The 16,704-nt window shown below is 62.6% G+C and carries 11 protein-coding genes and 1 pseudogene; 8 read left to right on the top strand and 4 right to left on the bottom strand.

Annotation, left to right across the window (positions count from 1 at the left end; translation table 11 throughout):
* Positions 1–45 precede the first annotated feature (45 nt).
* Both JFU04_RS12355 and JFU04_RS12350 read left to right on the top strand, forming a co-directional pair.
* Positions 46–1,343, top strand: a pseudogene (locus JFU04_RS12355) (MFS transporter).
* Positions 1,340–2,317, top strand: coding sequence for an NAD(P)-dependent oxidoreductase (locus JFU04_RS12350; RefSeq protein ID WP_201144178.1), 978 nt, complete (start codon positions 1,340–1,342; stop codon positions 2,315–2,317). Before JFU04_RS12355 ends, JFU04_RS12350 begins: the two are co-directional and overlap by 4 nt.
* Positions 2,318–2,395: 78 nt before the next feature.
* Here the strand turns inward: JFU04_RS12350 and JFU04_RS12345 are convergent, their stop codons facing one another.
* On the bottom strand, positions 2,396–4,021 hold the full coding sequence (locus tag JFU04_RS12345) for a methyl-accepting chemotaxis protein (protein WP_106804149.1): 1,626 nt from the start codon (positions 4,019–4,021) through the stop codon (positions 2,396–2,398).
* 233 nt (positions 4,022–4,254) lie between these two features.
* Here JFU04_RS12345 and JFU04_RS12340 point away from each other — a divergent pair, with 233 nt between their 5' ends.
* From JFU04_RS12340 to JFU04_RS12330, 3 genes are read left to right on the top strand one after another with little or no spacing between them, the layout of a single operon-like run.
* Positions 4,255–5,682: a nucleobase:cation symporter-2 family protein gene (locus JFU04_RS12340; RefSeq protein ID WP_106804150.1), complete on the top strand. Its 1,428-nt coding sequence runs from the start codon at positions 4,255–4,257 to the stop codon at positions 5,680–5,682.
* A 13-nt stretch (positions 5,683–5,695) separates the two neighbouring features.
* Positions 5,696–6,157, top strand: a complete 462-nt coding sequence (locus JFU04_RS12335) for an LEA type 2 family protein (protein WP_201144177.1) — start codon at positions 5,696–5,698, stop codon at positions 6,155–6,157.
* A gap of 5 nt (positions 6,158–6,162) precedes the next feature.
* Positions 6,163–6,714 carry a GNAT family N-acetyltransferase gene (locus JFU04_RS12330; protein WP_120448383.1) on the top strand — a complete coding sequence of 184 codons (552 nt, stop codon included), beginning with the start codon at positions 6,163–6,165 and terminating at the stop codon, positions 6,712–6,714.
* Positions 6,715–7,681: 967 nt separating this feature from the next.
* On the opposite strand, the gene JFU04_RS12325 is transcribed toward JFU04_RS12330, so the two are convergent.
* Positions 7,682–8,608, bottom strand: coding sequence for a carbon-nitrogen hydrolase family protein (locus JFU04_RS12325; RefSeq protein ID WP_201144176.1), 927 nt, complete (start codon positions 8,606–8,608; stop codon positions 7,682–7,684).
* Positions 8,609–8,691: 83 nt separating this feature from the next.
* Between JFU04_RS12325 and JFU04_RS12320 the strand changes: the two genes are divergently transcribed.
* The gene (locus JFU04_RS12320) at positions 8,692–9,606 is read left to right on the top strand and encodes a LysR family transcriptional regulator (protein ID WP_207200653.1); all 915 of its coding nucleotides are present in this window, start codon (positions 8,692–8,694) and stop codon (positions 9,604–9,606) included.
* Here JFU04_RS12320 and JFU04_RS12315 read toward each other — a convergent pair.
* Positions 9,578–9,832: a hypothetical protein gene (locus tag JFU04_RS12315; RefSeq protein WP_003190904.1), complete on the bottom strand. Its 255-nt coding sequence runs from the start codon at positions 9,830–9,832 to the stop codon at positions 9,578–9,580. The genes JFU04_RS12320 and JFU04_RS12315 overlap by 29 nt on opposite strands.
* Before the next feature lie 164 nt (positions 9,833–9,996).
* Between JFU04_RS12315 and JFU04_RS12310 the strand changes: the two genes are divergently transcribed.
* On the top strand, positions 9,997–10,317 hold the full coding sequence (locus tag JFU04_RS12310) for a DUF883 family protein (RefSeq protein ID WP_016979401.1): 321 nt from the start codon (positions 9,997–9,999) through the stop codon (positions 10,315–10,317).
* A gap of 31 nt (positions 10,318–10,348) precedes the next feature.
* Here the strand turns inward: JFU04_RS12310 and JFU04_RS12305 are convergent, their stop codons facing one another.
* Complete coding sequence (locus JFU04_RS12305; protein WP_106804153.1) at positions 10,349–11,386, bottom strand: Ldh family oxidoreductase; 1,038 nt, start codon at positions 11,384–11,386, stop codon at positions 10,349–10,351.
* Positions 11,387–11,566: 180 nt separating this feature from the next.
* Between JFU04_RS12305 and JFU04_RS12300 the strand changes: the two genes are divergently transcribed.
* Positions 11,567–16,696: a dermonecrotic toxin domain-containing protein gene (locus JFU04_RS12300; RefSeq protein ID WP_201144175.1), complete on the top strand. Its 5,130-nt coding sequence runs from the start codon at positions 11,567–11,569 to the stop codon at positions 16,694–16,696.
* Positions 16,697–16,704 lie beyond the last annotated feature (8 nt).

Raw genomic sequence — 16,704 nt, 5'->3', positions numbered from 1 at the left:
CCCATCACCTGTTGCCACAACTACAACAAGCTCAGGAGCAACCCCATGGAAACCGTGAAACTCGCCACCCGTCGTTGGTGGTACATCATGCCCATCGTTTTTATCACCTACAGCCTGGCGTACCTGGACCGCGCCAACTACGGCTTCGCCGCCGCCTCCGGGATGGCCGAAGACCTGATGATCACCCCCGGCATGTCATCGCTGCTGGGCGCATTGTTTTTCCTTGGCTACTTTTTCTTCCAGGTGCCGGGGGCGATCTACGCGCAAAAGCGCAGCGTTAAAAAACTGATCTTTGTCAGCCTGATCCTCTGGGGCGGGCTGGCCACGCTGACAGGCGTGGTGTCCAACGCCTACATGCTGATCGTCATTCGCTTCATGCTTGGCGTGGTCGAGGCCGCCGTGATGCCGGCGATGCTGGTGTACCTGTGCCACTGGTTTACACGTGCCGAACGCTCGCGCGCCAACACCTTCCTGATCCTCGGCAACCCGGTGACCATGCTGTGGATGTCGGTGGTCTCGGGGTATCTGGTGCAGCATTTCAGCTGGCGCTGGATGTTCATCATCGAAGGCCTGCCGGCGGTGCTCTGGGCGTTTATCTGGTGGAAGCTGGCGGATGAAAAACCCGCCGACGCCAAGTGGCTGAGCGAGCAGCATAAAAAGACCTGGAAAGCGCGTTGGCCGCCGAGCAGGTCGGGATCAAGGCGGTGAAGAACTACGCCGAAGCGTTCCGCTCGCCGAAAGTCATCATCCTCGCGCTGCAGTTCTTCTGCTGGAGCATCGGCGTGTACGGCTTCGTGTTGTGGCTGCCGTCGATCCTCAAGAAAGGCTTGCAGATGGACATGGTCGAGGCCGGCTGGCTGTCGGCCCTGCCTTACCTGGCGGCGGTGATTGCCATGCTGGCGGTGTCCTGGGGCTCGGACAAACTGCAAAAGCGCAAACGCTTCGTCTGGCCGCCGCTGCTGATTGCCTCCATCGCGTTCTATGCGTCCTACGTGCTCGGCGCCGAACACTTCTGGTGGTCCTACACCCTGCTGGTGATTGCCGGCGCCTGCATGTACGCGCCCTACGGCCCGTTTTTCGCGATTGTGCCGGAAATCCTCCCGGCCAACGTCGCCGGGGGCGCCATGGCGCTGATCAACAGCATGGGCGCCCTGGGCTCGTTCGGTGGCTCGTACCTGGTGGGTTACCTCAATAGCAGCACCGGCTCGCCCGGCGCTTCGTACCTGCTGATGAGCGGCGCGTTGCTGCTGTCAGTGGTGCTGACGATTTTCCTCAAGCCCGGCGCCAGCGACCGTGAACGTGCGCCGTTGCCCACTCTTGAATTGAAGGCCAAAACCTCATGAAAAAATCCGTCGTGCTGTACAAGAAACTCTCCGCCCCCTTGATGGCGCGCTTGCATGAGCAGGCCGACGTCACCCTGATCGAAGCGCTGGACCAGACCGGCCTGGCCAAGCTGCGCGACGCCCTGCCCGGCGCCCATGGATTGCTCGGCGCCAGCCTGCGCCTGGATGCGCAATTGCTCGACCTGGCGCCGCAATTGGAAGCGGTGGCCAGTGTGTCGGTGGGCGTCGACAACTACGACATCGACTACCTGACCCAACGCGGCATCCTGCTCAGCAACACCCCGGACGTGCTCACTGAAACCACCGCCGACACTGGCTTCGCGCTGGTCCTGGCCACCGCCCGGCGCGTGGTCGAATTGGCCGACATGGTGCGAGCCGGCCAGTGGAACAAGAATATCGGCCCGGCGCACTTCGGCACTGACGTACACGGCAAGACGCTCGGCATCATCGGTATGGGCCGCATTGGCGAAGCCCTGGCCCAGCGCGGGCATTTCGGCTTCGGCATGCCGGTGATCTACCACAGCCACGCGCCCAAGCCCGCCGTGGAAAAGCGCTTTGGCGCGCAGTACCGCAGCCTGGATGAGTTGCTGCAACAGGCCGACTTTGTCTGCCTGACCCTGCCGCTCACGGCCGAAACCGAGAAACTCATCGGCGCCGAGCAGTTCGCGCGGATGGGCCCGGAGACGATCTTCATCAATATTTCGCGGGGCAAGGTGGTGGACGAAGCGGCGCTGGTCGAGGCGTTGGAAAAACGCACGATTCGCGCGGCGGGACTGGACGTGTTCGAGCGCGAGCCGCTGGATCACAACTCGCCGTTGCTGCGCCTGAACAATGTAGTGGCCACGCCGCATATCGGCTCGGCCACCCATGAAACCCGCGAAGCGATGGCTCAGTGCGCGGTGGACAATCTGCTCGCGGCGTTGGCCGGTGAACGGCCGAAGAACCTGGTCAATCCCACGGCCTGGAAGCAATAAACGGTCTGAATAATGGCTCGCGCCCACCCCTGCAGGAGCCGGCTTGCCGGCGCCTACCAGGGTTGACCGTACGTCCAATCAGATTACAAACCTGGCAACCATCCCGTTCAAATCAACCGCCAGGCGCGACAGCTCATGGCTGGCCGCGCTGGTCTGGTTGGCACCCGCCGCCGACTGCGTGGCCAGGTCGCGGATGTTCACCAGGTTGCGGTCCACTTCACGCGAGACCTGGGCCTGTTCTTCCGATGCGCTGGCGATCACCAGGTTGCGTTCGTTGATCAGGCTGATGGACTGGGTGATCTGCTCCAGGGCCACGCCGGCGGCGCGCGCCATTTCCAGGGTGTTCTGGGTGCGTTGGTTGCTCTGCTGCATCGACTGTACGGCTTCACCGGTACCGTTCTGGATGCCGGCGACCATCTTCTCGATTTCCTGGGTCGACTGCGCCGTGCGATGGGCCAGGGCCCGCACTTCGTCCGCCACCACCGCAAAGCCGCGCCCCGCCTCACCGGCACGTGCCGCTTCGATCGCGGCGTTGAGCGCCAGCAGGTTGGTCTGCTCGGCAATCGCGCGGATCACGTCCAGCACCTTGCCGATATCCCGGCCCTGGGAGGCCAGGCCTTCGATCAGCACTGCCGTGTTTTGCACATCCTGGGTCATGGTCTGGATCGCACCGACGGTTTCCACTACACGGTCGCGCCCTTCCCGCGCGGCCTGATTGGATTGGCCGGACGCTTCGGAGGTGGACACCGCGTTGCGTGCAACTTCTTCCACGGCGGCGGTCATTTCGTTGACGGCCGTGGCGGCCTGGTCGATCTCATTGTTCTGTTGCTGCAGGCCACGCGAAGCTTCCTCGGTGACTGCGCTCAGCTCTTCCGCTGCCGAGGCCAGTTGCGTCGCCGAGCCGGCGATGTGCTGGATGGTCTGGCGCAGGTTGGCTTGCATGCTCGCCAACGCGCTGATCAAGCGGGCGGGTTCATCCTTGCCGTCATCCGCGATCACTTTGCTCAAATTGCCGCCGGCGATGGTTTCCGCCACTTCCACGGCCTTGCGCAACGGGGTGACGATGCTGCGGGTCAGCAGCCAGGCCAACAGCACGGTCATCAGCGCAGCGACCACCGACACAATGATGATGCCGCTGACGGCTTGCTGGTAACTGCCCTCGGCTTCGCGGCCAGCCTGGTCGGCATCGGCACTGTTGATCGCAATCAACTTGTTCAACTGCTCGCCCATCAGGTCGGTACCGTCCTTGATCCGCGTGTTGATCAGGGTGCGCATCTCATCGACTTTGTTTTGCTGGGACAGCGACATCATTTCAGCCTGTGCGGCGAAATAACTGTCGAGCGTCGCCGCGAAGGTCTTGTACAAGGCCGCTTCTTCAGGGCCGGCCGGCATCACGGCGTAGGCCGCCTGGGCCTGCTTGACCTTGTCCATCAGCACCGCCACGCGGGTCTTGGCCTCGTCCAGGGCCGCTGGCTCGCGATTGATCAGGATGCGAAAGGACAGGATGCGCAGGCGCAGGACGTTTTCGGTCATGGTGCCGAGAAACTTCACGCTGGGTAACTGGTTGGTCCCCATGTCCAGCGACGACTGGCGAATCGTGGTCATGCGGTTGACCGCAAACACACCCAGGATGATGACAAGCAACGCAATGAACGCAAAACCGAGGAAAGCGCGGGGAGCAATGTTCAGATTACGGAGGGACATAGGGGTGCTCTCAAGAAGTAGTGTTGGCGAGCGTCCCTGCCGCGACACGATCCGTCAGCGTCAACGCGCTGTTCGGACCTCTGGCACCACTGTTGTAATAAGTGTGTGGGGCCTGTCCAGGCTATCGGCCGACTTGAGAAATTAATGCGGGTGTTTCGAAATATATTTACACACTTCTGACGACCGGCACTTTCTGGCATCCTGCGCCTCCATTTCCCAGCCTGGCCCGTACTTTGTCTGACGCTCAAGCCCCCCGCCCCCGTTATAAATCCGACCTGATCTACGGCCTGGAAGACCGCCCGCACTTCACCGCGGCGATTTTTGCGGCGTTGCAGCATGTGTTGGCCAGTTTTGTCGGCATCATCACCCCGACCCTGATCGTCGGCGGCGTGCTCGGCCTGGAAAGCGAAGTGCCGTACCTGGTGAGCATGGCGTTGTTCGTGTCCGGGCTCGGCACCTTTGTGCAAGCGCGCACATTCGGCCCGATCGGCTCCGGACTGCTGTGCCTGCAAGGCACCAGTTTCTCGTTTATCAGTGTGATTCTCAGCGCCGGCTTCATGGTCAAGGCGCGCGGCGGCGGCACCGACGAGATCCTCTCGACGATCTTCGGCATCTGCTTTTTCGCGGCGTTTATCGAAGTGGTGCTCAGCCAGTTCATCGGCAAGCTGCGCAAGCTGATCACCCCGGTGGTGACCGGCACCATCATTACCCTGATGGGCCTGTCGCTGATCAAGGTAGCGGTCACCGACATGGCCGGCGGATTTGGCGCGAGCGACCTCGGCGCCGCCAGCAATATGGGGCTCGCGGCCCTGGTGCTGCTGACCATCGTGGTGCTCAATCGCTTCAATAACCCGTTCCTGCGCCTGGGCTCGATCGTGATCGGCCTGACCCTCGGCTTTGTCGTCGCCTGGTGGCTGGGCCGCGTCGACATGGCTGCCCTGCCCCAGGTGCCGCTGATCAGCGTGCCGGTGCCGTTCAAGTACGGCTTTTCGTTTGACTGGGTGGCGTTTATCCCGGTGGCGGTGATCTTCCTGATTTCGCCGCTGGAAGCCGCCGGCGACCTGACGGCCAACTCGATGATTTCCCAGCAACCGGTCAAGGGCCCGCTGTACATCAAGCGCATCAAGTCGGGCTTGCTGGCCGACGGCCTCAACTCGGCCATGGCCGCTACCTTCAACAGCCTGCCGATGGTGACTTTCGCGCAGAACAACGGCGTGATCCAGCTGACCGGCGTCGCCAGTCGCTACGTGGCGTACTTCATCGCCGGCCTGCTGGTGCTGCTGGGGCTGTTCCCGATGATCGGCGCAGTGCTGCAACTGATGCCCAAGCCGGTGCTGGGCGGCGCCACGCTGATCATGTTCGGCACCGTGGCCGTGGCCGGCATCAAGATCCTCGCCGAAGCCGGGCTGCATCGGCGCAACGTGCTGATCGTGGCGATCTCGCTGGGCATGGGCCTGGGCGTCGCCGCCGTGCCGGAAGTGCTGCGCGAGCTGCCAAAAGCGCTGCACAACATCTTCGAGTCGCCGATCACCGTGGGTGCGTTCTGTGCAATCCTGCTGAACATTTTCCTGCCGGAAGAGTTCATAGAGCTGGAAGAAGATGAATTTGATCCGGAGTCCTCTACCCTCAAGGTCATGCAGGATCCGGACGTCACCCAATAGGAGCCCCTTTCAAATGCGCAAGCTCATGGTTGTATCGCTGTTGCTGCTGACCTTGAGCGCCTGCGCGCTGTTCCCCAACCGCGACCCGGTGAACATCAACGTGGTCGGCATCGAACCGCTGCAAAGCCAGGACCTGGAAGTGCGCTTCGCCGTGAAGCTGCGGGTGCAGAACCCCAATGAAACGGCGATCGACTACACCGGCGTGGCCCTGGACCTGGAGGTCAATGGCCGGCCGCTGGCGTCGGGGGTGAGTGATCAGAGCGCAAGCATCCCGCGGTTTTCCGAGACTGTTCTGACGGTGCCGGTCAGCGTTTCGGCGTTTTCAGTGTTACGCCAGACCCTCGGCCTGAGCCAGACCCAAAGCCTCAATAACCTGCCCTACGTGCTGCGCGGCAAACTCGCAGGCGGCCTGTTCGGCACGATGCGCTTCGTGGACCGGGGCACCCTGGACCTGCCGAACACCGCGACCTGGTAACCGCCATGCAGCCGACGCTATTCACCGAACGCCTGATTTTGCGCCCGCTGACCCTGGACGACGCCGACGGGATCCAGCAGCAATTCGCGCATTGGGACGTGGTGCGCTACCTCAACGCCCTGGTGCCCTGGCCCTACCCGGCCGACGGCGCGCGCACCTACCTGGAACAGATCGCCTTGCCCGCCATGGCCCGTGGCGAGGAATGGCACTGGTCGATCCGCCTGAAAGAAGCGCCTGGGCAACTGATCGGCAACGTCAGCCTGATGGACGAGCACGACAACAATCGCGGTTTCTGGCTGGGCCCGCAGTGGCAGGGGCAAGGGTTGATGACCGAAGCCAGCGCGGCGGTGACCGACTACTGGTTCGGCGTACTCAAGCGAGCGGTCTTGCGCGTGCCCAAGGCTGCGCCGAACCTGGGGTCACGGCGGATTTCCGAGCGCACGGGCATGCGTTTGATCAGGACCGATCACGGTGAATTCGTCGAAGGCTTCTTCCCACGCGATATCTGGGAAATGACCCGTGAGGAATGGCTGGAAAGCAAATCTCCTCAACGCTGAACAACCCCTGTGGGAGCGGGCTTGCTCGCGAAGGCGGCGTGTCAGTCACTGGTGATTTAACTGACCCACCGCATTCGCGGGCAAGCCCGCTCCCACAGGGGTTAGCGCAAGCGAGGAAGAACTTTGTCGGCCTGGAGAACTCGCAGCTCATGATTGTCATTGGCTCTTGAGCGATTGGCATCCAGATCCATGAAGAATCGCTGGGCCACAGTCGCCACGGTCCAAAAATGTGGGAGCGGGCTTGCCCGCGAAGGCGGCATGTCAGCCGCTGGTGATTTGACTGACCCACCGCATTCGCGGGCAAGCCCGCTCCCACAGGGGTTAGCGCAAGCGAGGAAGAACTTTGTCGGCCTGGAGAACTCGCAGCTCATGATTGTCATTGGCTCTTGAGCGATTGGCATCCAGATCCATGGAGAATCGCTGGACCACAGTCGCCACGGTCCAAAAATGTGGGAGCGGGCTTGCTCGCGAAGGCGGCGTGTCAGCCACTGGTGATTTGACTGACCCACCGCATTCGCGGGCAAGCCCGCTCCCACAGGGGTTAGCGCAAGCGGGTAAGAACTTTGTCGGCCGTGGAGAACTCGCAGCTCATGATTGCCATTAACTCTGGAGCGATTGGCATCCAGATCCATGAAGAATCGCTGGACCACAGTCGCCACGGTCCAAAAATGTGGGAGCGGGCTTGCTCGCGAAGGCGGCGTGTCAGCCGCTGGTGATTTAACTGACCCACCGCATTCGCGAGCAAGCCCGCTCCCACAGGGGTTAGCGCAACGCCTGTGAAGTCCATGCCCATCATTGGCGTTGGAGCGATTGGCATCCAGATCCATGCAGAATCGCTGGACCACAGTCGCCACGGTCCAAAAATGTGGGAGCGGGCTTGCCCGCGAAGGCGGCATGTCAGCCACTGGAAGTGTTGCTGACACACCGCTATCGCCGGCAAGCCGGCTCCTACAGGGATTACCGTGTGTTAGTCGGTGATGTAGCGCACGCCTGGCTTGGCGCGCTCATCCACTACCAACTCGAAAATATCCGGACGCGCGTAGTGCCCTACCACGTCGTAGTCATATCGCGCGCGCACCAGGTCATCGGTGTCGATCTGGGCTGTCAGCAGCCCGGCGCCTCCCAGCAATGGCCCGGCCAGGATGTCGCCCATCGGCCCGACAATCACGCTGCCGCCCGCGATCAGCGGCCGCTCCGCCGGCCAGTTGGCAACCTCGATGCCCAACGCCTCGGGCGAGGCCTGTACCTGGCACGCACTGACCACAAAGCAGCGCCCTTCATGCGCCACATGACGCATGCTGACCTGCCACATCTCGCGCTCATCCACCGTCGGCGCGCACCACACCTCCACGCCCTTGGCGTACATCGCGGTGCGCAGCAGCGGCATCATGTTTTCCCAGCACACCGCGCCGCCGACGCGGCCGACCGCGGTGTCAATCACCGGCAAGGTCGAGCCGTCGCCCTTGCCCCAGATCAGCCGTTCGGTGCCGGTGGGCATCAACTTGCGGTGCTTGGCCACCAGGCCGCCGGTGGGTTCGAAATACAGCACGGTGCAATACAACGTGCTGGCGCTGCGTTCGATCACGCCGATGACCAGGCTGGCGCCGGTACGCGCCGACAAGCCGGCCAAGGCCTCGGTCTCTGTGCCAGGCACGTCGATGGCATTGGCGAAATAGCGGGCAAAGGCTTCGCGGCCCTCGGGCAGGCGATAGCCCAACTGGGTGCCGAAGCCTTCGCCTTTGGGGTAGCCACCGAGCAAGGCTTCGGGCATCACCACCAGCTTCGCGCCACTGCGCAGGATCTCGTCCTCATAGCCCAGGATCTGCTCAAGGGTCTGGGCTTTGCCGCCCGGCAATGAGCCAATTTGCAAAGCGGCCACGGTAGAAACAGGCATCACGATCACTCCGAACAAGGGGGGGTTGCCCATTCTTGCGTCAGGCTCGATCATGAATAAAGCCCACCTCAGTGCTGAATGATATGAGCCAGATAAATATCACCCAGGTCGACCTGAACCTGCTGAAAACCTTCGAAGCCCTGCACGACGAGTCCAGCGCCAGCCGCGCGGCCTTGCGCCTGGGCGTCACGCAATCGGCCATCAGTGCAGGCCTGCGGCGTTTGCGCGAGGTGTATGACGATCAACTCTTCGTGCGCACCGGACGCGGCCTGGCGCCCACGTTGCGCGCCAATCAGTTGAAGCCGGTGATCAGTGAGGCGCTGGAGCGTTGCCGGCAGAGCCTGGCGATGGTCCATCCGGACAATCCGCATTACCAGGGTCGCTCGGTGGTGCTGGGGCTGTCCGATGACTTCGAGATTGCCTACGGTCGTCGTCTGATGGACGCGATTGCACTGCGGTTGCCGAAGCTGCGGGTGATTTTCCGGCAGACGCACAGCCAGATCGTCGCCGGCGCCCTGCTCGACCGGACCCTGGACCTGGCAATTACCGCCGGAGGGTTCGCCCACGGCCGCTTGAGTCGGCAGGTGCTGGGGGAAGGCGATTACCGCTGCCTGGTGGATTCGGACCAGGCAAGTATCAGCCTGGAGGAATTCATCCGCCGTGAGCATGTGCTGGTGTCATCCGGCGGGTTTATCGGCATCACCGACGAAGCCCTCGCCGCGCGGGGGCTGAATCGACATGTGTGTGCGTCGACCAGCCACTTTGCCGCGCTGCCGTATCTGCTCAAGGGCAGCCAGGCGGTGGCAACCATCCCCGGGCACGCCGCGCAGGCCATCGCCGGGCTGACGGGTTTGCGCATGCTGCCCTGCCCGCTGGCATTGCCGCGTTACCCGGTGGAGCTGGGCTGGCGCACCCAGGCCCAGCTGGACCCGATGCTGCTTAAAGTGCGCGAGGCAATTGTCGAAGGCTTTACTTCGCCGCTGCCATCAGCTTGTTGACTTCACTGCGCACCATGTTGGAGAACTCCGGTGGCGACATGCCGTCGAGTTCCGCGCGCACCCATTCAGCCCACTTGCCCTTGCGCTTGGCGCGCTCACCGAACAACCGCGCCGCTTCGCCCTTGGCCTTGCCCAGGTTGGTTTGCCACAGGTCGTAGAGGCGCGACTTTTCATCTTCCAGCTCGGCGCGTTCGGCGAGGGTCTTGTTGGCGAGATTGAAGCTCATGTTGAATTACCTGCTGCACAAATAGGCGACATCTTACACTGTAGGTCGAATTTTCCGGATTCGGATTTTCCCGGCAAGCACGTCCAGGCAAAAAAACTGCAACTTTTGCCGCCGCCCGGCACTCCATTGTTCACTGTCACATTCACCTGCAAGGAGTCACACCCATGGCCCGCAAAACCGCCGCCCAAGCTGTTGAAGATCAAATCAAGGATCAAGCGTTCAGTGAACTGACGGCGCTGATCGAAGAATCGGACAAACTGCTCAAAAGCAGCGCTTCGCTGGTAGGTGAGGAAGGCGAAACCCTGCGCGAACAGGTCGCCATCAAACTCAAGCAGGCGTTGGACTCGGTGTCCAACGTGCGCGAACGCAGCAAGCCGGTAGTGGATGCCACCGAAACCTACATCGGTGGCCACCCGTGGCAGACCGTGGCCATTTCCGCAGGCTTCGGCCTGGTGGTTGGCCTGTTGCTGGGTCGCCGCAACTGAGGCGCCGGGGCTGCGCCGCGCGCAGCCCCTCCTACCCCTGCGCCAGTTCCTGTAATTGCCGCAAATCCTTCGCTTCGATCTCGATCCCTGCCGCCTGCGACTTCGCCCGTGTGCGATGACGTCGATCTCCGGGCAAACGCCGCAACCCCGCCGCATGCATCTGCCGCACCAGTTCCTGGCTGCGCTCGGCAAAACTTTGCCCGGCGGTTTTGCTCGGGTCGATCACAATCAGCAACTGCCCGGTCCAGGGTGTACGTGCGCCCGGATGGTCCGCCCAGTTGAACTCGAAGGAAAAGTTACCGCCGGTCAAGGCTGCCGCCAGCAGTTCGACCATCATCGACAGCGCCGAGCCCTTGTGCCCGCCAAACGGCAACAATGCACCGCCTTCCAGCACCGCCTTGGGGTCCGTGGTGGGCTGGCCGAGACTGTCGACGCCCATGCCCGGCGACAAGCGCTCACCCTTGCGCGCGGCAATCTGCACGTCGCCGTGGGCAATCGCGCTGGTGGCCAGGTCGAAGACAATCGGCAGGCCGTCGGCACGCGGGGCGGCGAACGCGATGGGGTTGGTGCCGAACAGTGGCCGGTCGGCGCCGTGGGGCACCACGCAGGTCATGCTGTTGACCACGCTCAAGGCCACCAGCCCTTCTTCGGCGAAGGGTTCGACATCCGGCCACAGCGCGGCAAAGTGATGGGAGTTGTGGATCGCCAGCAGCGCGATGCCGGCACTGCGGGCCTTGTCCACCAACAACGCACGCGCCGCTTCAAGTGCAGGCTGCGCGAAGCCGTTGCCGGCATCCACGCGCACGAAGCCGGAGGCGACGTCGGTGACCACCGGCGTGGCCTTGCCGTCGACCCAGCCACTGGCCAGGGTGCTGAGGTAGCCGGGGATACGAAAGATCCCGTGGCTATGGGCGCCGTCACGCTCGGCGCTGGCGCAGTTGTGCGCCAGGATCGCGGCGACTTGCGGCGACGTGCCGTGCTTCACGAACACGGCGTGCAGCAACCCCACCAGGTCGTCAAAACCGATGAGCGCTGTTGCGTTGTCAACTATCGGGGACTGGGCAGACATCTGTAGCTCCGATTTTATAATTGGAAGAGACAACAAGAATCCAGACCGCCGATTAAACAACGCCTCCCGTGCCTGCTGTCAACGGGCGCTTGCAGTACGCGCCAGTTATCTACCGCCCTGCCCACCGTGCCAGCCCCTACTTTTGGGCCTCCTACCCGCTGCAACAACGGAGAATGCACCATGGCGCGCGTTACCCCACCGTACTTTTTCGATGAGTTCCTTCGCCCGACCCGCCGCAAGGAACCTACGCCACGAGAGCGCGCGCTGGGGTTCACGGTCAGGGACCTCGAGTGGCTGCACACGCTGTATTACGCCACCCACGCGGCACGCCAGGACGCCACGGTGCATGGCTTTCCCATGCAGGTCGACAGGTTGCTGGTCAACCTCAGCGGCCAACCCGCCATCGTGCTGGCGGGCGCGTTCCTGATGAGCCCGACGCCCGACGACGGCAAGGCCGTGCTCTACACGCCTTACGGCGGACTCGAGCTGTTCGACCACCGCACCACCCTGATCAGCACGCTCGAAGAGCGCCTGACACACCCCAGCCAGCGCAGTGAGTTACTGCAATTTGTGTCCATCGACACCCGTGACGCGCTGCCGGCCGGTGCGCGCCTGGCGGTGACCACGGCCATCATCCAGGGGGCGGTGATGCAGGATCAAGAGCAGGCGATCCGCGCCAGCCAACAAAAAAACGTCGCGGCAATGCTCAGCCAATTGCGCCAACTCCCCAGCCTGCGCGCGATGCTCGACACCTTGCTCGGGATCATGGCCCACCCTCATTTTCGTCGTCTGAAGCAGGCCGACACACGCGTGAATTCCTTCACCGTCGTGGGCGGGCACTGGGTCGCCTCTGAGCCTTTGCGCGACACACTGTTGCGTTTTTATGTGCAACAGGCCTGGCCGGCAGGCCAGACGCACACGTATTTCAATCTCGCGCATGACACCAGCGCCTTCACTCCACAGCAACTGGCCGAGGACCAACAGCGCTGGGACAACGTGGTCGAACACACCAGCGCGATCCTCTCAACGTTATTGAGCAGCCTGCTGCAGACCTACTGGAATGAAGACTTCGACGGCGCGCAGTCACGCCTGCAGTTTTTCGCGCGGGTGATCAGTGACAAGTTCCGCGCCGACCTGCTGCTCAAGCACCAGGCATGGATCGTGTCCACCGAGGAAAACCAGAAACTGCGCGCGCTGTTCCTGCCGGACCAGGCCGCGCGCAGCGCCTTCGATCCGCAGCTGAATATCGAGAAGGTACGGGTGCATGCGCCTTTTCAACATTACGTCGACCTCGCCAGCACGCTGATGATCAGCAACACCCACGCGTATCTCTACACCCAGACACGCGGTTTGCAGGTGCTCGCGAACCTGCAAGACCTCGACAACGCGCTATTGGCCATGCTCAAGGCCGCCGGGCACGAGGATGAACTGCTCAATTTCCTCTCCGTGGAGGAGCGCAGCGTGTTTATTGGCATGGATGAGGTCCAGGTGACCGGCAAGCCCGTGGTCGGCGATGTGTTTCAGGAGACACTCGAGGACATTGTCAGCAAGCAGCTCGACAACCTCGAATATGCGCTGGGGCTGTATCGGCGCAGTGGCGGCGACGTCGACCTGGCGGCGTTGCTCGACAGTGCCCTGGATGTGCGTGCCATGCTCGACAGTCGGTTGCTGGCCGAGGAAACCGACGGGCGCTGGAGCGTGCATCCCGTCACCAGCGGCAACGGCCGCCCCACTACAGTGCTGGCGGAAAAAGCCAAGCGGCACCTGCAGCGCCTGCAGGCCATCGAGGCCGCCATGGCCGAGGAACGCAAGCGCCATCCCACCTTGCGCAGCCTGGCAGCCCACGCGCTGGCAGACGAATTAGACAGCAGACACTTGGTGCTGCAGCCCGACGCCGTCTTTATCAATACCTATCCCACCCCTGCCCTGGAGCGCGAAGAACGCCTGCCCCTGGCGTCGTCCAGCATGGTGCAGCACTTGATCGCCCGCCTGGCCCGGCAAGCCACTGCGCTGAGTGAATCGTCGCTGACCTGGTTCTACGGACCATACACCGCCGGCGCCGCCTACCAGTTGCACAACCTGGGCCTGGTTACCTTCAATGCGATTATCGACGAGGTTCTGCGCACGTTTGCCGAAAACGACCTGCGCACCCTGCCCAACCTGCTCCTGGAGCAAAACCAGGCCCACCTCAGCCAGGCGATGTTGCAGGGGCTGCGGGGCGAGGCGCAATTGCGCTGGCTGCACAAGAGCCTGTCCGCCGAGAGCGTGGTGCTGCTGGACAGCGTGCTCAACGCCGACGGCATGAGCCGGCTGACCCGCCATGGCCTGAACGGGTTCATACCGGATGCGTACGGCCTGACCTTGAGATTCGGCACAGACAACACGCCGCATGCCTTGGCTAATTGTTTTGTCTTGACCGAGCGCGGCGGCATTGATCCGTTCAACTCCGGCGTGGCGCTGCTATGGACCCCGCGCAGTGGCTACGAGTCATTCGGGTCGATCAAGGCGTTGTGCGACGCACTGGTGCGACGCCTGCGCGATCCCCTCAAGCGTCTGACCCTGGTGGAAAACCTGCCGGTCTCGCAGTACATACCCCATCGGGTCTGCCTGCTCGGTCCGCTGCGACGCATCGACGATCACCTGCTGCACAACCGGCAACAGACCTACAGCGACTTCATGCGTGACGAGATTGACCATCTGTTCTCGATGCGATTGAGCGCAGAGCGCTTTCAGGACTGCATGGACAACCTGATTCGACGACCACCGCCGACCAACCTGCCGCGCGCCATCGCGATCGCGAAGGCCATCACCTATCAGCAGGCATTGCCGGTGTGGTTGGGCATGGCAGCACCCCGTGAGCAGATCCTGCAGGCCGAGCTGTTGGAACAGTATCGCGTCAGCGCACCGGACGAACGCGACTACCTGCATGGCATCACGCCCTTGCGCAATGAGGTCATGCCCCTCCTCTCGGACCTGCTCAGCAAGCGCTTTCCGGGGCAGGTGATCAACCCGGAAGGCATCTTGATCCCCGGTCGTATCGACCTTACGGGCAATGTCCAGACCCTCGTGGACTTCGCGCTGCGCCACTTGCCCCAGCTGAACGGTGACGATATCCGCCCGCGTTCGCGGACCGCCACGCCATTACCGGCGGAACTGGACGGCAACGCCGTGGTGCAACTGGTTCGGCAAGTGGGGTTGAAAAACCTTTATCAGAAGAAACTCACGACGCTCCTCGCAAGTGACACCGAGGACAGCCGCCAGCGGCGCCAACTGTTCTGTCGGCAGTTGCCCTGGCAGTTGCTGCAATACGCCCATGAACAAACCCTCGAGGAGCGATTGTCCGCATCAGCCTGGAGCTACATCCAGCAAATCTTTGATATGCCGGATGCCGTGGCGCGCGACGCGGTGGCGGGCGTCAATGCAACCATTCGCCCGCTCGAGCTGATCGCCACCCCGGGCGCAGCACCGGTCAAAGCCCTGGGCTGCTACCTGATCGGGGCGAAAACCGGAACTGCCGGGCCCCTGATCCTGTACGCGCCCTACAGCCCCAAGCACCTGCTGAAGGAATACGCGCATGAAGCCGCCCTGGTCAACGCGATCACCAGCCCCGGCACCCTGCAGGACTGGGTCGTCGGCCAGATGCAGGAGCCCCATCAGGCCACCTACCGCAATTTGCTCGGCGAGCGTTGGGGCCGTGGGTTCTCGGAAATCCGCCTCGGTGCCGCGACCATCGACGGCAATGTGCTGGGCCGGCTGTATCAGGACAACCTCCAGATGCTGCAGCAGATGCTCGACACGCAGTTTTCCCCCGCGTGCGAGGCACAATGGGACGCCATCACCAGCCTGTTCACCGAGGGCATCCCCAAGGGCTTGCAGTTCATGGCCGGAAAGCTGGCCTACCCGCTGGTGGTATGGCGCAGCTACCAGCAATTCAAAATCTCCGCCGAGGACTTGCAGCAACACCGCTGGCAACACGCGCTCAGGGCCTTTGTGTGTGGCGTGGCGCAACTGGCGTCACTGCGCAAGGAGGTGGATAGGCTGCTGCCCCAGGCCCCGGCCATTCAGAGCCAGGTCAGGCCGTCGTCGGGCGAACTGACGCTGGCCGACCTGGACCTCACCGGGCCCTTGCGTACGCAACTGCAAGCGTTTGAAACCCACGATTTTGCCCTGAGCGAACTGGAGCTTCGTGCGCTGACCCTTCCCTACCGGGATGCAAGCGGCGAGCATCATTTCGTGCCATTGGCAGGCAAGGTGTACCCGGTGAAACCAGCAGGAGAGCACTGGCGCCTGAGCATAGGCGACCTGCACGGCCCCTATGTGCAATGCGATGCCCAGGGCGTCTGGACGCTGGATTTCAACCGGCGCCACCCGCGCTACGGCAAAGTCCTGAGTCGCTTTACCGGCAAGCTCTACACACTGGCGGCCGAACGCGACGCGATCAATATCGAAGCGGTGGGCCTGCAGGAAATCGAGGCGTTATCCAGTTGGAAGGCGCAGTGCATTGACGAGGCGCTCAACGTCGCGACGTACTATGCGGTCAACTGCAAGCGCAACCTCCTGCACTTCAAGCCGCTGCGCGATCCCAACAGCCGGCTCGGGCAGTTCTTTGGTGAGTTGTTCGGCGTGGTCACGATGACGCCCGCGCAGGTGCAAAGGGTCGAGCGGCGCGTCGATGAGGTGCTTGATGAGTTGACCAATCCCACGCTGATCGGCGCCCACTCGACACGCTTTGTCAGCGGCACCCATCGCTACAATCCGCAAACCACGTTTGCCTTTGTCGTGCCCGAAGACCACGACCACAAGATTTACTTGCTGGACCGTTTTTTCGACCCGCACATGGACGTCTATCAGAACCGCCTGAACGCACCGTTCGACATTTCCGCCCACGCGCGGGCAACCGTGTTGATCCACGAGATATCCCACCTCAAGTCCCTGACCGAAGACCTGGCTTACCTGGACAGCATGCGACCGTTCCCGGACCTGATCAACGTCAAGGCCAGCGGTGCCTGGCAGATGAAGACCGAACTCGACGACCTGCGCCAGACCGCCTTCTCGATCTCTACACCGGCCAGCATCCTGTTCAAGGTGTGGGATGAGTTCAGCCAGGAATGGGAGGATTTCGGCAGCCACAATGGCACCCGGATTCTCAAGGATAAAGTGCTGAGCGCCACCGGTGCGCGCAGCCTTGCGCAGGCCCGGGATATTTTCATGAGCGATGCCGACAAGCGGATCGACACGATCCTGGCCAATGCCGACTCGGTGACCTGCATCATCAGTGACCTGGGGCGCAGGCTGGAGACGGGAGCCTGAACAGGCTC

Source organism: Pseudomonas sp. TH21 (genome assembly GCF_016651025.1).
GTDB classification, from domain to species: Bacteria; Pseudomonadota; Gammaproteobacteria; order Pseudomonadales; family Pseudomonadaceae; genus Aquipseudomonas; species Aquipseudomonas aylmerensis.
The sequence above is the reverse complement of the archived record's forward strand: the minus strand, read 5'-3'. Positions and strand labels throughout refer to the sequence as shown.